At 42.4% G+C, this 17,195-nt stretch carries 10 protein-coding genes and 1 pseudogene; 6 read left to right on the forward strand and 5 right to left on the reverse strand.

Annotated features, from left to right (window positions below; translation table 11 throughout):
* Positions 1-286 precede the first annotated feature (286 nt).
* Positions 287-1,273: a TDT family transporter gene (locus tag AB4238_RS10740; RefSeq protein ID WP_372033443.1), complete on the reverse strand. Its 987-nt coding sequence runs from the start codon at positions 1,271-1,273 to the stop codon at positions 287-289.
* A 118-nt stretch (positions 1,274-1,391) separates the two neighbouring features.
* A complete protein-coding gene (locus tag AB4238_RS10745; protein WP_220736124.1) occupies positions 1,392-2,465 on the reverse strand; it encodes a methyltransferase in 1,074 nt (357 codons plus the stop codon).
* A 168-nt stretch (positions 2,466-2,633) separates the two neighbouring features.
* Between AB4238_RS10745 and AB4238_RS10750 the strand changes: the two genes are divergently transcribed.
* Positions 2,634-3,311: a TetR/AcrR family transcriptional regulator gene (locus AB4238_RS10750; protein WP_372033444.1), complete on the forward strand. Its 678-nt coding sequence runs from the start codon at positions 2,634-2,636 to the stop codon at positions 3,309-3,311.
* Between the two features lie 30 nt (positions 3,312-3,341).
* Here the strand turns inward: AB4238_RS10750 and cysK are convergent, their stop codons facing one another.
* Complete coding sequence (gene cysK, locus AB4238_RS10755; protein ID WP_220736123.1) at positions 3,342-4,310, reverse strand: cysteine synthase A; 969 nt, start codon at positions 4,308-4,310, stop codon at positions 3,342-3,344.
* Between the two features lie 221 nt (positions 4,311-4,531).
* Between cysK and AB4238_RS10760 the strand changes: the two genes are divergently transcribed.
* Positions 4,532-5,695 (forward strand): RDD family protein, encoded by a 1,164-nt coding sequence (locus tag AB4238_RS10760; protein ID WP_372033445.1) that lies wholly within the window; start codon positions 4,532-4,534, stop codon positions 5,693-5,695.
* A 174-nt stretch (positions 5,696-5,869) separates the two neighbouring features.
* A pseudogene (locus AB4238_RS10765) lies at positions 5,870-7,111 on the forward strand (diguanylate cyclase).
* Positions 7,112-7,167: 56 nt separating this feature from the next.
* Here the strand turns inward: AB4238_RS10765 and AB4238_RS10770 are convergent.
* Together AB4238_RS10770 and cysZ are read right to left on the reverse strand one after the other, a co-directional pair.
* Positions 7,168-9,507, reverse strand: a complete 2,340-nt coding sequence (locus tag AB4238_RS10770; RefSeq protein ID WP_372033446.1) for a DUF5916 domain-containing protein — start codon at positions 9,505-9,507, stop codon at positions 7,168-7,170.
* Positions 9,508-9,673: 166 nt separating this feature from the next.
* Positions 9,674-10,447 carry a sulfate transporter CysZ gene (gene cysZ, locus AB4238_RS10775; protein ID WP_372033447.1) on the reverse strand — a complete coding sequence of 258 codons (774 nt, stop codon included), beginning with the start codon at positions 10,445-10,447 and terminating at the stop codon, positions 9,674-9,676.
* Positions 10,448-10,651: 204 nt separating this feature from the next.
* On the opposite strand from cysZ, the gene smc reads away from it, so the two are divergent.
* From smc to ligA, 3 genes are all read left to right on the forward strand, one after another.
* Positions 10,652-14,077 (forward strand): chromosome segregation protein SMC, encoded by a 3,426-nt coding sequence (smc, locus tag AB4238_RS10780; RefSeq protein ID WP_372033448.1) that lies wholly within the window; start codon positions 10,652-10,654, stop codon positions 14,075-14,077.
* Positions 14,078-14,100: 23 nt separating this feature from the next.
* Positions 14,101-15,060, forward strand: a complete 960-nt coding sequence (gene zipA, locus AB4238_RS10785; protein WP_372033449.1) for a cell division protein ZipA — start codon at positions 14,101-14,103, stop codon at positions 15,058-15,060.
* Positions 15,061-15,137: 77 nt separating this feature from the next.
* Positions 15,138-17,144, forward strand: a complete 2,007-nt coding sequence (ligA, locus tag AB4238_RS10790) for an NAD-dependent DNA ligase LigA (RefSeq protein ID WP_372033450.1) — start codon at positions 15,138-15,140, stop codon at positions 17,142-17,144.
* Positions 17,145-17,195 lie beyond the last annotated feature (51 nt).

Genomic DNA, 17,195 nt, shown 5'->3' on the forward strand with positions numbered 1-17,195 from the left:
GAGGGGTGAGATTAGGTTTGGTTTGTAATGTTAATGTGTCTAGATAGTTACTAGCTTGGTTTTGGTTTATTTTGGCGCGTAACAAAAAAAGAACATAAATAGTCAGTTTAAAGTCTTACATTTATCTATTAATATTGAAAATCGTGATGCGGATCACGCGAATGGTGCAGTTGAAAAAGCTCTGTTGTTGTCATTATGTAACTTTTAGATGAGATGCAAGTTGTTTAATGTGCATTATTAAGCTGTTTTTACCTATAGTGAGTTGTTACTTTCTAACCATTTTTTATTATCTTGCATATTTGATGCTGCTTTTGTAATAGCGTAGGTATCTTACTGCTACATACGTAACAATGATTGTTGCAATAATGAGTTCAAATTTTGCGGTTATTAGTAAACTCACTGAAAGGCTGCTTTCTCCATATGTACTAACTATCCAAGATACAGTTTTAAATAAAGCGGTTGCACCGATAACCATTGGGAAAGTAAATGCAGCATAGCTAGGGCTGAATGGAAGTTTTAATAAGTTAAAAAAGGCTAGATAAATAATACAGGTCATTAATAGCGCGACGGTTAATAAAACAGCGACAATAACTAAAGAAGGTTGACTTGATATTGTTAGGTAACCGGCTAGTGATAGGCTTGCTGGTGCGGCCAAAATTGCAATTGTTGGTTTTGCTGCATCGGCTATCGGTTCGCAGAATATCAATCTGTAAAGCATAATAGGAAGCATCACTAAGTAACTCAGCATACCGAAGTTAACAATGGCGTTGGCAATCCAGTGGTTTTGTACCTGTAATAACTCTCCATGTGGAAAAGAGACTGCTGCTACAATCATGCCGATAGGGGGAACAAACCAGCTCGGTACCATGTGGCTTAGCTTGAAATCGATTGCTCTATTATAGATAAACATAAATAGAAAGATGATATGGATGCTAATCGCCGTTAACCATAATGTTAAAGCAGCGCCTTGGCTAAATTGTCCAATAGCGGCTGAAACCACCATTAACCCCATGGCAAAGGTTGGGATAACACTGCCAATAACCGGGTGAGACAGTTCTTCAATAAGCACTTTAGGGTGCAAAACGAATTTAGCAACCAGCATGGTTAGCAGTACTGATGCAATTAGAGCACCAGCTAACTGTGCATTACCGCCAAGCTCAGGAGACATGCTCTCCCAAGCCCAACCTAGGCTGGCTATTGCTAGTGCCAAACCAGCCATTGGACTCGGTAAGCGTGATACTCTGTGTGTTAGTTTGTTATTTGTTACAGTCATTGTGTTCTCCAAAATCTTATCTCTATGGATGTATTTTAGAACCACCTGTAATTAAATTAAATTGAGTTATAATTAACCTTGGGTTAAGTATAACTTAATTGGTTGGTGTGGATTTAAATCAAGGTTTCAGTTTGCAACGCAGTAACGTGTGCCCAAGTCCAATATTGTCGATATCTTCATCAACAAAGAGTCCCGCTTGGCTAATTAGGCTCAGTAAGGTTTTACTGTGGTACATGCGACTATTGCCATTGGCAATAGCGGTGAAATAGATTGAAGTGGCATTGACACAAAAAGCGCCTGCTTCAAATGGCTGACGATCCCAGAAGGTTTCTAGGATGCATAGCTCACTGTCTTTCTCCATGACTGAAACGGCACGTTTTAGAATGCTGAGAATTTCTGTCTCAGAAAAGCAATCTAAAAATTGGCTCATCCAGTAAAGGTTACCAGCTTCACAAAATGGTTTGCTTTCATCGAGTAAGTCTGTTGCAAATGCGTTTATTCTGTCAGCTACCCCATTGTCAGCAGCGTTCTGCATCGCGACTTCTAACTGCCCAGGAAGATCCATGATGGTGACAGCGACTTGGCTATCAAATTTGGTACAGGCTAATGCCCATTTACCCGTGTTTCCGCCAACATCGACAATATGCTTTGGCTGAGCTTTGAAAATGAGCGGTAACAAAGTCTCGAATGCATGATCTGAATAATAGTGATCAAACTCAAACCAGCTCTTTTTAATATCGTCGGGCAATTGACTCAAGCCGGGATAGATTGTTTGCCAGTCACCCAGTGAGGCGAGCCCTTTTGGTTTACCTTCGAGTAAAGAAGCTTCCAATTCAAATAACCCTTGATAACAGACATCATGGGTAAAATTTAAATTGGTTTGAGCCATATCATCATGCAATAAAAAGTGCCCGACCTTATCGAGCACGTATGCTTCTTCATTTAGGTATAACAAGCCCATACTCAGTCCCATATCGACTAATACTCCAAGGGCGTACTCTGACAGTACTGACTGCTTGGCTAAATCACTTATGCTGCAACCTTTTGAGCCGCAATCGGAGATCAACTGTAAAACATTAAACTTCAACAAACAGCGTGCGACTTGAAAACTTATTGGCGCGAAGGCAATTTTTTGCGCTTCAAACTTGGCATCAAATGCGCTGATTGATAGAGGAGAGCGATAGAAAGACATAAATTAGACCGATGTAGCTGTTACCGAATTAGGGGAGGCGTATCTTACATGTTACAGTCTGGATATAGTTTGAACTGGATCTTGCTTCGAATTGTTTTAGATAAGATTAGTTTCCAGTTGTTCATGGCGAGTTCAAGCCAGATTGAATATTCGTGTAAAGGAAGTGCCATGCTCGTACCACTGACCTATGTTGGTCGACAATCAAGCCGAAGTGATGGGCAAGCAAGACGCAAAGCGATTCTAGAGGCGACATTGCGCTTAATCGTTAAAGAGGGGATCCGTGGCGTGCGCCATAGGGCTGTTGCAGCTGAGGCAGACGTACCATTAGCTTCAACTACTTATTACTTTAATGATATTAAAGACCTTATTAGTGATGCATTAACCTTTTTTGCGGAAAAAACGTTGTGGATGAATAAAGCGTTAGAGGAGCAAAGCTATACCTTGCTCAATAGTATGGCCGAAGTAAGCCAGAGCCTAACTAAATCTGAGCTGCAAACGTTAGTGGTTGAGCAGTTATCTGACTTTATCTGTGATCATATAGAAGCACAGTTAACTCAACCTGATGATCGTATCCTAGAGCATGCTTTTCACGAAGAAGCACTGCGGAATCCCGAGCTTGCTAAAGCCATTATCTTGCTCGAAGAGACATTACTGCAGAGCATTAAATCATTTTTTAGTGCATTTGGTTCAAAAACAGCAAGTGAAGATGCCCACCAAATCTTGGCAATAATTCGACTGTTGGAATACCAGTTTTTACTGCGTGGTAAGGTGAATAAGACTGAGCTCAATAATATTGTGCACACCACTGTAAGCCACATTATTCGGGCAATAAAAAACCCAAGCTAAAGCTTGGGTTTTGTTGTATCTACATACGGTTTATTGTACGTTTTCAGCGTCGCTAAACTCACCCTGGAACAATACTGAAGATAAGTAACGTTCAGCGGCAGAAGGTAATACAACAACAATATTCTTACCTTCAAACTCAGGTAGCGCTGCAATACGGTTTGCTGCTACTACAGCTGCACCTGATGAGATCCCGACTAGAATACCTTCTTCTTGCATGAGTCGATGTGCCATTTCGATAGAGTCTTCATTCGATACTGCTTCAACACGGTCTATCAGTTCAAGATCTAGGTTGCCCGGAATAAATCCAGCGCCAATACCTTGAATTTTGTGTGGTCCAGGTTGAACTGTTTGACCTGCAAGTGTTTGTGCAATCACAGGCGAATCAACTGGCTCAACAGCTACAGAAGTAATCGCTTTACCTTGAGTATTTTTGATGTAACGGCTCACACCAGTGATTGTTCCGCCTGTGCCAACACCAGCAACAATGACATCAACTTCGCCGTCAGTATCATTCCAGATCTCAGGTCCAGTAGTTTTTTCGTGGATCTCTGGGTTTGCTGGGTTGTTAAACTGCTGCAATAACACGTATTTTTCAGGTGCTGATTGACGGATCTCTTCCGCTTTATCAATGGCACCTTTCATGCCTTTTGCGCCTTCAGTTAACACTAAGTTTGCACCTAATGCTTTAAGCAGTTTTCTACGCTCTAAACTCATAGTATTAGGCATAGTTAACGTTAACTTATAGCCTCTTGCAGCCGCTACATAAGCAAGTGCAATTCCTGTGTTACCAGAAGTTGGCTCGATAAGCTCTTTATCTTGAGTTAGAACGCCTTTTTTCTCAGCGTCCCAGATCATATTCGCGCCAATACGACACTTAATACTGAAACTTGGGTTACGTGCTTCAATCTTGGCAAGAACATTACCTTTGCTAACACGGTTTAAACGGACAAGTGGCGTGTTACCAATTGTTTGTGAATTGTCTTCAAAAATTTTGCTCATGGGCTGCTTGCTCCTTAAAATGCACAGGTAAAGCATAATCCTCTTTCGCTGCTTTAGAAGTGATTGTTTGTTCTTCTTTATTCCTTTTAGTTATTAAAGCAATCGCTATTATACGTAATGAGTGGAATTACTATAAGTTTCAGTTGTTAAGCTTAAGTTAATAGGGTGGTATTATGGTGCTTTGACCAATGTGATACTCTCACTAGGACTGGATTAAACTAATGAAAAAACAGCAGACAGAATCAACGCTTGATCCTAAGTCGTTAGTCACCCCTTATGCTTTTGAGATAGCTCCTAGTGTTTTATATCAACCATTAGCGAGTCCTTTGAAACGCGCCTTAGCTATAACTGTTGATGGTCTGTTGGTCGCGGCTCTTGCTGAAAATGCAGGTTGGCTTTTTGTATTAATGGTCGCGATCACTGTTATTGTTCATAAAAGAAGCCAATCTTTGGGCAGCATTGTTAAATGGGCATTATATGCTTTCATGCTTGCAGGTATGGTGTATGCGTTAATTGGTGACGGTTGGAATAATCGAAATGATATTTCAGACACTAGCCAAGTCGGAACCCATATAAATGTTGATAGTGCTGAGCCTGAAACATTGCAAACTGTTGCTGAACTAGCGAATTATCTTCCTGAAGTCATATCCACATCGAGTTGCCAAAATTACTTATGTGCTCAACAGCGTTTAGATTCATTAAAAGATGCGCTAAACCACTCAAGCCTCTCGAGCGCAGAACAAGCACGTATTATAGAAGAGCTTATTAATGAGCTACCGCTTACCGCTAACCAAAAAGAGAGCTTAAAGTTAAAGTTTGTATCAACTGAGAATATACAAGCGCAATCTTCTGTCACCGATGCAAATATTGAGCAGCCAGTCGAAGAAGAGAGCATCATTGCTAGTAATGATGAGAGCGATGCTTCAACCACAAACAAAGTGGACTGGGAAGCGTTGGAAGATGATTCTCATTTTGAAGAAGATCAAAACTCACAATCGAGTCCATTAGCATGGTTGGTCGGTTTGTTAAATGATATGGGCCTAGGTTTTGGTTGGGCAGCGTTTTATTTTACGGTGTTTACCGCTTGGTTTGATGGACAAACATTGGGTAAAAAACTACTTGGGATCAGTGTCATCCAGTTGGATGGTTCCAAAATTACTTTATGGGCTGCCTTTGGTCGTTACGGTGGTTACGCTGCAGGCTTTACCACTGGTTTACTCGGTTTCATGCAAGTATTCTGGGATGCTAATCGACAAGCAATACAAGATAAAATATCTGCAACCGTAGTTGTTGATCTCCGTAAGCCTGAAATTGAAGCACCTATCATACAATTAAATATGAATGCGTTAAATGCATCGGTTGATGCGAAAAGTCAGCAGAAGTAGCATAATTGATACCGTTTTTGGGGGGAAGGGTTAAGCTGCGCAGGTATTTTGTAAAATTGCAGAGAAACACAGTTAACGTTCTCACTTAGCGTAGGCATTTAATAATTAAAGAGTCTTTCAAAAAGGCCGATTAACTAATGTGCTAAAGGAGTATGGGTTTAAAGGAGAGTTAAGTTGCGGATCTTAGTTGTTGAAGATAGCCAAGTTGTATCACGGGTGATGCGCCATTTATTAACCCAAGAGTTGGATTGTGAAGTTGATGTCGCGCCAGATCTAGCCTGTGCCAAAAATCTTTTGGCTGAAAATGATTACTTTGTGGCTGTTACCGATCTAAACCTTCCGGATGCGCAAGAGGGCGAGATTGTAAAATTAGTACTGGCTAAACAGATCCCATGTATTGTACTGACCGGAAGCTGGGACCCTTAAGAGCGAACACGCCTGCTGCAATTAGGTATTGTTGATTATGTACTTAAAGAAAACCGCTTTAGCTACGAGTATACCGCTAAATTAGTTCGACGTTTGCAACGCAATCAAACCGTGAAGGTATTGGTTGCTGATGACTCCATGGTGAGCCGAAAGTTTATTCGTAGCCTTTTAGAGCAGCATTTGTTTCAGGTGATAGAAGCTGATGACGGTTTGACGGCACTTGATACCCTTAAAGAAAACCCAGATATTAAGCTGCTTATCACTGATTATAATATGCCTCGTCTTGACGGCTTTGGTTTAATTATAAAAGTTAGAGAGCAGTTCAGCAGAGAAGAGTTGGCAATTATCGGGTTATCCAGTGATAGCGACGAAAGCCTATCAGCACGATTTATTAAAAATGGTGCTAATGACTTTCTGCAGAAGCCTTTCGTGCACGAAGAGTTTCATTGTCGAGTACTTAACACGCTAGATGCACTCGATATGATGGCTAAACTGTGGGAGCAAGCCAACCTCGATTACTTAACCAATGTATTTAATCGGCGTTACTTTTTTAATCTCTATGAAGAGAAATTACCTACAATTACTCGCAATCAAGCTACGCTTTCACTCGGATTGATGGATATCGATTTCTTCAAAAAAGTAAATGATGGTTATGGCCATGATGTAGGAGATGAAGTGCTCGTTGAGTTTGCCAAGCGCCTAAAACACTCATTTTCACAACATTTTACAGTGGCTAGATTTGGTGGTGAAGAATTCGTTGTCGGCTTTAAGGGCTTAAGCGTTGAAAAGTCATTTGCGCTGTTAGATAGGTTTAGAATGCAGATGGAAAGTACACCGATAATGACAACGAAAGGCGAGTTAACCATAACCGTTAGTATCGGTGTTGCTAATTTCAATTACGATGAAAACGTAGATGAGATGTTGCTACGAGCTGATGTTGCGCTTTATGAAGCTAAAGAGGGTGGGCGCAACTTAGTGTGCATTGCCTAAAACGGTTTCTTATTGATAATAAAAAGGCTTAACCATTACTGGTTAAGCCTTTTTGTTTATAAAATCCAAGCGTAACTCATTTTTATAAAGTAGGTTTCTTCGGTTTTCATTAGTGAGTCGATGGAATCATTAGACTTCAATCCATCTGAATAGCCTAGATAGAACACACTTTGAGGATTAAGCTTATACCCGTAAAGGATCTCATTGCCTAAATTCTGCTGCTCTTTATTCGGTGAACCATATTGGTAAAGGCTTGGATCTCTTTCAATATGGGTGTAGACGCTGGAGACTCGGATAAAGTTATGAATGTCGATATACCAACTCAATCTTACATCGCTTAAGTTTGCGGTAAATAGACGGCCGTCATCGACATCCATAGTACGGTAAACGTGCGATACATTAAGCTTCACTGAATCGGTAACATTCCAGCGAACACCAGGATTGAGTAGAAACTTAGTACCCAATTGATCGTTGGCAAAGTCGATGCTATCGCCGTAGTTGACATCCAGTTCGACAAATAGGGTACGGGTTGGCTTCATATTGGCATAAAACCAGCCCATGGTTTCGTCAAACATCTGAGTATTATTTTCAATTGCTAAGCTTGCACTATCGTGACGCCTTCCTACACGTTGACGGTTAACGACGCCAAATGCAGTGTAACTTTGCAATAAACCGTCAAAAGCAAGCTTAGCTTCAGCTTCCTGTTCTAATTTTTCACCGGCCTGGTTATGACTAATATCCCAGTCGCCGCTCAATCTGATCTTGCTAAAACCACTGTTTTCAGGGTACCAAGTGTAACCACCGCCTGCGACAAATTTGCTAAAATCGACTTTTTCAATAAAGCCTAAATCGGCTCTAAAATCCTCGCCTACAGACTGATATTGCGCTATAGCATCCCAGTTTCTGGTTTCATGTTCATATTTTGCCAAATACATGTTGCCACGAATTGCATCAGTGCTATTGGTGCGTAATACACGCTCATTGACGCCGCAATCATTTAAATCACAGTTGATATCCGGAAGGCAATCATCATTGCTGCATAGTGTTTGCGAGAAATCTAAAGGGTATTGGGTATCCGATACTACGTATTGGCCAATAAAGGTATCTTGCTCGGTAGGCTGATATTTAACATCTAGGCTAGTAACATAGTTATGATAATCGTCGCTGGTTTTAGCGGTGACTAGCGCGCCCATAGACAACTCTTTACCTATGTCGTAACGATAACGACCTGCAAAGTTCTGACTTTTCTCATCGATACTGGCGATATCAGAGCTTAAATTCCCAGGTACTAAAAAGTTAGTATGAGTGTCGTTTGTCGCCAGTGTGGCAAATGTGTGGTCACCCACTTTACTTGTTAGCTTAATGCCATAATCTGGTGAAACGATATTACGGGTATGCAATAAGTTTAACTGGGTATCAAAATAGTCCTTATTATCGAGAAAAAAGGCTCTTTTTTCTGGATAAAACAATGCGAAGGTATTATTAATATCGAGTTGACCAGCGTCGGCTTCTACCTGCGAAAAATCCGGGTTTATGGTTGCACTCAATAATGTACTTGGAGTGATCCCCCAGCGGATATCTAAACTTGGCTCAACGTTGTTTTCGCTTTCCCAGTCACTATTAAGCTCGAGAGGACGTTGGCTGTTACGATTAAAAACCACCGATGGCGTGATCTGTAGGTCATTACCTTGCTCAAGGCTAGACATGCCACTCATCACCCCAAATTGACACAGTTGGCAGCTATTATTTCTGTCTATTTGGTGGCTAGATAGTCTGTGCTGTTCATTTCGTGGATAAAACCTGACCAGTTCAACGCCCCATTTTTGCTCGGTGCTGTTATCAAAATTAAGCACTCTGTAAGGTAACTCTATTTCTACCTGATAACCCGTTTCTGTGCGCTGAGCTGCAGTGTACCAAATGCCGTCCCAGGCATCGCTTTCGCTGCCGGTCAGTTCATTTTCGATTGAGTCCATTTGCACGCCGTAAGCATTGACAAAGAATTGATAGGCGAGTCTGGCATCATTAAAAGTATCGAGTTTGATACCGACTAAATCATCACCCCAAACGCTGTCTCGATCGCTCAAGTTTGCTCTGATCTGCGATGGCGTTGGATCATAAGCAGTAAATGCCAAAAATAGGCTTGTGTCAGTGGAATATAGTTTGACTTCAGTTGTTACTGGCGCAGTAATGTTTTCACCGGGACTCGTCTCAATCGTTATCTCGGTGGTTGCGGCATTCTTCCATTGCGGTTCATCAAAGTGACCATCAACTTTGATGCTGCCTGAAAGTGTAGGGATCTCAATATTGAATTGATCCTCCTGTCCGGCATTAGCATGCAAAGAATGAAAAGAGGTTAACAAGACAACGGAGCTAACAAGTAGGGTTGCTTTATTCATTTGTTTTTATTATTTAAAGCTGAATAATTGGGTGTGAGGATTGTAATGGAATCACGTATAAAAAAAGTAGACTATTTGTTACAAATATTTTCAGGGGTGTAACAATTAAGTCGAGAATGCGTAGGAGCCGCTAGGCCACATGATTATTGGCCCAGCGTAATCCATACTAATCCGGTGCGATGGTGTTGTCTTTGTAGGCTTCTCGGTATTTATCAACCCACATAGATGTGGCGCCACATATGGCGACAGGCATCACGACAAAATTGAGGATTGGGATCATTGAAAACAGTGTCACTGCAGCGCCAAAACTAAAGCTGCTGCCACGAGTTTGGTTAAGTGCAAATTTCATATCCGCAAAGGGGACTTTATGGTTATCAAAAGGGTAATCACAGTATTGTATTGCCATCATCCAGGCACTAAAAAGAAACCATAAGATAGGCGCCACAGTTTGACCGACAAATGGCAGTAAAAATAGCAATAAGAAAACAATGGCACGAGGTAGATAGTATTTCAGTTTGATCCACTCTCGCCCCAATATGCGCGGCAAATCTTTGATTAAATCGATGCCGCCACCCGTATTGAGCGGTTTGCCCGTTAACAGTTGTTCGACTTTTTCAGCCAGTAATCCGTTAAAGGGCGCAGCGAGCCAATTCATCACCGAACTAAAGGTGAAAGATAGCACCACCAACAAGGTTAATACTGCAAGTGGCCAAAGCAGAAAGTTCAACCAACTTAAGTATTCTGGAAGCTGACCTGAAAGCCAGGCGAAAACTTGCTCTAACTGACCAATGGCAAAATAGATCAAGCAACCAAAGAGCAATAAATTAATTGTCAGTGGAATAAATACAAAACGTCTAAGGCCGGGGCGTTTTATCAAACTGAACCCTTCTAAGAAGTAATTTACGCCACTCTTTTTTGTTACTTGATTGGTTTTATTCATAGAAATTTTTGATTGTTAAGGATACGCAATGTCACGATTGTGAGTCAGTGGGCATTTAACCGCAAGTGAAAAGGCGTTAATCGCCAATAAAAAGCGTTACAAAATGCTGTTAGCTTTGGTAAAGTTACCATCATTATATGCACATCAAACATAGATGCTAAGTGTCAGCAGATAACTTAGCGTGGAAGTGACCAAAACGGCATCATGAGACTTAAACAGATAAAACTTGCCGGATTCAAGTCATTCGTCGATCCAACCAAAATTCCTTTACCTAATCCATTGAGTGCCATTATTGGTCCGAACGGCTGTGGTAAATCAAATGTCATTGACGCAGTGCGTTGGGTGTTGGGCGAAAGCTCTGCTAAACACCTGCGTGGCGATTCTATGGCAGACGTTATATTTAATGGCTCAACAGCCAGAAGACCTGTATCAGTAGCGGGGGTGGAACTGCTATTTGATAACCAAGACAATCGATTAGCAGGTCAGTACGCTAGCTACCAAGAGATAGCGGTTAAGAGACAAGTAAGCCGTGATGGCGACTCAAGCTATTTTCTGAATAATCAAAAGTGTCGCCGTAAAGATATTACTGATCTATTTATGGGTACTGGGCTTGGGCCGCGCAGTTACGCGATTATTGAGCAGGGCACCATTTCTCGGCTTATTGAGTCAAAACCTCAAGAGCTAAGAGTATTCATCGAAGAAGCGGCTGGGATCTCTCGCTATAAAGAGCGCAGGCGTGAAACTGAGAATCGTATTAGGCACACTCGCGAAAACTTATCTCGACTTGGAGATATTCGCTCAGAGCTGCATAAGCAACTGGAAAGACTTGCTGAGCAGGCGCAAACGGCAAAACAGTATCGTGAGCTTAAGCAGTCTGAACGTCAATGTGAGTCTGAGCTGGTGGTGTCTCGTTATCACGAGCTTAATCAGCAAACCGATACATTAACCGTTCAGATCGGTAAGCTAGAGGTGCAGCAAGCTAGCTTACTCGCTGAAAAGCAGACACTTGAACTTAGTTTGACGGAACTGAATTTAAAGTTGAGTGAGCTTGATAGTCAAGAGCATCAGCAAGTCGAAGCTTTTTACCTCACCAAAACCCATATCGCTAAGCTTGAACAATCACTGAAACACCGTGAGCAACAAGATGACAGTTTGAATCAACGACTGGGCGAAATTAGCGCTCAAATAGCGTTGCAGCAAGCGTCGTTGAACACTGCTAATGTAAACCAAGAAAAGCTGATAAAGCAGCAACAAGAGTTAGCGCCAGAGATAAAGGCGTGGCAGAAACAGGCACACAACCAGTCCGCAGAATTAGCCCTAATCAACCAGCGTCACATTGCCTCAACCGAACAGTTTCAGCTACATAGTGGTGACGAAGCCAAAGCACATTTAGCGGTAGAGATGAATCGTACTCAGCTAAATCATTGTACAAAAGAGCTAGCCCATAAACAAAAATCGGTAGCAAAGCTGACCCAAAGAGCACTGGAGCATAATGAACAGCTCGATCAACTCAAGAGCAGTTCCTTAGCTAACCAATGTGATACGTTGTCTATCGAGACTGAGCAAGCGCAAGAGGTATATGACGAGCTGAGTTTTAATATTGAAACGCGTCAACAATCTTGTGATGAGCTGAAAACAGAGCTTGAGTCTGTAAAAGTAAAACTGGCTGATGAAAAAGGCCGTTTGTCTGTTGTTACTCAATTATTGCCTGATGAAGGTGATGAAGCAGGCACGCTGCTATGGCAAGTTATCGAGGTGACTCCTGGTTGGGAAAGCGCGGTTGACTTGTTACTTGCTAATGTTCTTAATTCTCCGGTATTTAAAGAACGACCTCCTGAATTAAGTATAGGGTTCATTGCAAACTCTATGGTAAGTGAAGTGGCGAATGATGTTATTCAGAGCCCTGTGAACCTCCAGCCATGGTTAGGCCAAGTTAAGTGGCTAGAGACAAAAGATGAAGCGGTTCTGCAGCGAAAAGAGCTTGCTGCAGAGCAAATGTTCGCGACTGCAGATGGCTTTCTTGTTGGTGCTGATTTTATCATCGAAAAAAATGCAGACTCAGGATCAGTCGTACAACTTAAAAATGAACATGCTGCGCTAACAGAAGTCGTTTGTAGTACTGAAGAGCGGTTGAGCTTATTAAAGCAAACCTTGTCGGTGCATATCGAGGAGCTAAAGCCGCAATTAGTCTCACAGCAACAACAATACCAGCAAATTCAAGCTCAAAAAGTGGCATTAGCTGGCATGGTATCGCAAGTTAAAGCGATGCAAACCACCATAAATGATACGGATGCACGTTATAAGCAGTTACAGCAGGAGTTAGCGGAAACTGAAACTGAACTGCAACAGTTAACCACTCAACAAGCACAGTTTTTGCACAGTGAAGCAAGTCTGCAACAAGCTTTTGAGCTTGCTTCAGGAAGCCGGCAAGCAGCAGAGTCAGATAAATTAGCGGCATTTAAATCGTTAAGTGAGCTCAAAGACTTGCTCAATGGCTCAGAGCTGCGACTTAAAGCTAGCCTTAAAAGTGAACAAGCCATTCAAACCCAAGTGGCTTTAATCGAACAGAAAGTGAGTCATCAAAAGCAACGACTAGAAGAACTTGAACAGAGTAAAGCACAAGTACGATTGCAGTTAGAAAATAAACAAGATGTTGAAACGGCTCAAAACTCACAATCGATTAAAGCGCAGTTGGCACAAGCCTTAGACGCACAGCAAGTTAAACAGCAAGCACTAAATCTGCTTAGGCAAGAGCAAGCTGGGTTACAAGAACTGTGCGATAGTGCAGGAACGAATAAAAAACAACAGCTTGCAAAGATAGAAGACTTGACTCAAACCATGAGCGCGTTAAAGTTACGTCGTGAAGGTTTAAAAGGACAAATTGACAGCCAGTTTAGTTTAATTACTGAGCAGGGTATTGATGTTGAACAAGTATTATCTAAGCTTGATGCTAGTCGTAACACTTTATGGCGTCAAAAAGAGTTGGAACGTTTACGGGCTCGAATTGCTCATCTTGGGGCTATTAACCTAGCCGCAATAGAAGAGTTTGAACAGCAAAATGAGCGTAAAAGCTATCTGGACAGCCAAGATGAAGACTTAAATTCAGCCTTGGGAAGTTTGGAAGAAGCGATTCGTAAAATTGATACTGAAACAAAAAGCCGATTTAAAGATACTTTTGATAAGGTCAATAAAGATTTAGGTATTTTGTTTCCGAAAGTGTTTGGTGGTGGCAGTGCTTATTTGGCTCTGACTGATGATGACCTTCTGGAAACAGGCGTCACCATTATGGCTCGGCCACCAGGTAAGAAAAATAGCACTATCCACCTTCTTTCTGGTGGAGAAAAAGCATTAACCGCATTATCATTAGTTTTTGCTATTTTTAGATTGAATCCAGCACCTTTTTGTATGTTGGACGAAGTTGATGCACCTTTGGATGATGCCAATGTCGAACGATTCTGTCGTTTGGTAAAAGAGATGTCCCAAAGCGTACAATTTATATATATTAGTCATAACAAGATCACCATGGAATTGGCCGATCAACTTATCGGTGTGACTATGCATGAGCCCGGCGTTTCGCGCATTGTGGCGGTAGATATCGATGAAGCGGTAGCGTTAGCTGACGCTGGATGAACATAAAGATTACAGGGTAACCAATGGAAAATTTGCAACTGGTATTGCTTGTTTTAGGAGCGATAGCGATTATTGCCGTACTTGTGCATGGTTTTTGGTCCATACGAAAGCAACAACCGACGGGGTTCAAACAGAGCCCAATGACAGATATTAATCGAGACCGCAGAGATGCAGAAGGTTTTGATAATGACGGCATAGGCGAGGTGAGAGTTGTTAAGGCGAGTGCAGACGAAAGCAGCAAATCTGAAATTGAAGGTGAGCCTAAGCCAGTTGCGTTAGTTACGGAACCTGCGGTTACCGAAAATGCCGACGCAGCTTTTTCAGCAGTTGAAGATGAATCATTTATCTTGAGTGATGCCCCAAGTCAAAAAGCGACTCGTGGTGCTAAAGCAGCCCGCGTAGAACCTTCATTAGCCGATGAAGATGTTACAGTACAACCTGAACCTGAACCTGAACCGGCACCTATCCAATCGTCTTTGTTTGCTGAAGAACCAGTACTTGAAAGCGAAACACCGCAAGAAAGTTTGCTCAAGCAGGAGGTTGAAGAGGTCGCAGTAGAAGAGCCTTTAGGTGAACCACAAGATGTATTGGTACTAAATGTTGTCGCTAAAGAGGGTGAAGAGCTTAATGGCGCTGAGCTTTTACCTTGCTTGCTAACACTCAATTTCAAATTCGGTGACATGAATATCTTCCACCGTCACGAAGATAATGCCGGTACCGGGAAAGTACTATTCTCGATGGCGAATATGGTTAAACCAGGTGTGTTTGACCCAGATAGTATGGAGCAGTTCTCTACCCAAGGTGTGGTGCTATTTATGACACTTCCCTGTTATGGCGATGCACTGAGAAACTTCTCCACCATGCTCAATTCTGCCCACCAAATCGCTGACGATCTAAATGGTCTGGTACTGGATGGTGGACGCGATGAGTGGCTAGAAAGTACCAAACAGAATTATATACAACGAATTAAAGCACAGGCTTAATTTTGAGTAAGTGAATCAACTAAACTTGTTTTAATAAGGTCGCTTAGGCGGCCTTTGTTATTATTTGGACGAACCATATGCACGCTAATGAACTTGAAATCTTAGAACTGACTCAGCAACTCAACCAACATAACTATCACTACTATGTTGATGACAATCCTACGATCCCAGATGCTGAGTACGACAGATTACTGAAAAGGCTTAAAGAGTTAGAGATTCAGAGTCCAGAATTTGCTAAAGCCGACTCGCCCACACAGCGAGTCGGTGGTGAAGCATTAGCTAAGTTTGAACAAATCACCCATCTCAAGCCTATGCTAAGCCTTGATAATGTATTTGATGAAGCAGAATTTAATGGCTTTAATTCGAGGATAACCGACAAGGTAGGCACAGCGTTGAGCTATTGCAGTGAGCCTAAACTGGATGGTTTGGCTGTGAGCATTGTGTATCGTGATGGTGTATTTGAGCGAGCGGCAACACGCGGCGATGGCCAAACTGGTGAGAATATTACTGAAAATGTCCGCACGATTAAGTCGATCCCTTTAACGCTACGCGGTGATAACTTTCCGCCATTAGTCGAGGTGCGCGGCGAAGTGATTATGCCGCATAAGGCCTTCGACGCGCTCAATGAGCGTGCTCGTGCTAAAGGAGACAAGCTGTTTGTTAATCCTCGCAATGCAGCTGCAGGCAGTTTACGTCAGTTAGACAGTAAGATTACTGCTAGCCGTGCATTAGGGTTTTACGCTTATGCTCTCGGTGTCGTTGAGCCTGAATCATGGGGGCTTGCCGATAGCCATTATGGCCAGCTAGAGCAACTACGTTCTTGGGGCGTGCCAGTCAGCCAAGAAGTCAAAGTCTGTGAATCAGTCGCAGAAGTAATGGATTATTACAATGATATTCAACAGCGCCGTAGCAGCTTAGATTTCGAAATCGATGGCGTGGTGGTCAAAGTTAATCAGATTGCTCACCAACTGAGTTTAGGTTTCGTTGCAAAAGCCCCACGCTGGGCAACAGCATTTAAATTTCCAGCTCAAGAGGAGATGACATTACTTGAAGGGGTTGATTTTCAAGTTGGTCGTACCGGAGCCGTTACGCCTGTTGCGCGTCTTAAGCCTGTATTTGTTGGCGGAGTGACGGTTTCAAATGCCACTTTGCATAATGCTGATGAAATTGCCCGTCTCAGTGTGAAAGTTGGAGACACTATCATTATTCGCCGTGCTGGCGATGTTATTCCACAAATTGTTGCCATCGTCGCTGATAAGCGCCCTGATGATGCCCAAGATATCGTGTTTCCTGAGCGCTGCCCTGTGTGTGATAGCGAGGTGGAACGCATTGAGGGCGAAGCGGTAGCGCGTTGTAGCGGTGGTTTATTTTGTGAAGCACAACGTAAAGAAGCAATTAAGCATTTTGCTTCTAGAAAGGCGCTTGATATCGATGGTATGGGCGATAAAGTCGTTGAGCAACTCATTGATAAAGAGCTAGTAGAAAGCCCTGCTGACCTATTTAAGTTAACCGCATCTGCGATGACAATGCTAGAACGTATGGGCATGAAATCGGCCACTAAATTAGTCGCCGCTATCGAAGTCGCCAAAGAAACAACCTTTGCTCGGTTCCTTTATGCGTTAGGCATAAGAGAGGTGGGAGAAGCCACTGCCGCTAACCTTGCAGCTTATTTTAAAACATTAGATTCACTAAAAGCTGCGACTGCTGAAGAGTTTATTAAGGTCGATGATGTTGGGGCGATTGTAGCGGCTCATTTAGCGCACTTCTTGGCACAGCCACATAATCTCGAAGTGATTGATAAGCTTATTGAGGTGGGTGTTTGCTGGCCGGCAATTGAAGAGGTGGCAGAAGAGGATTTATCACTTAAAGGGCAAACCTGGGTATTAACAGGCACATTAACACAGTTAAATCGCAATGATGCTAAAGCGCAGCTGCAAGCATTAGGTGCAAAAGTTGCTGGTAGTGTGTCAAAAAATACCGATTGTTTGGTGGCTGGTGCAGCTGCAGGCTCTAAATTAACCAAAGCGCAAGAGCTTGGTGTGAAGGTGATTGATGAAGAGGCGTTGATAGCCATTTTGTCATAGACGAACAGTTGTTGATGTAAAGCTCCCTAAGGGGTAATGCCGGTCAGTTAA

This window comes from Shewanella sp. 10N.286.45.A1 (genome assembly GCF_041470405.1).
Lineage (GTDB): Bacteria > Pseudomonadota > Gammaproteobacteria > Enterobacterales > Shewanellaceae > Shewanella.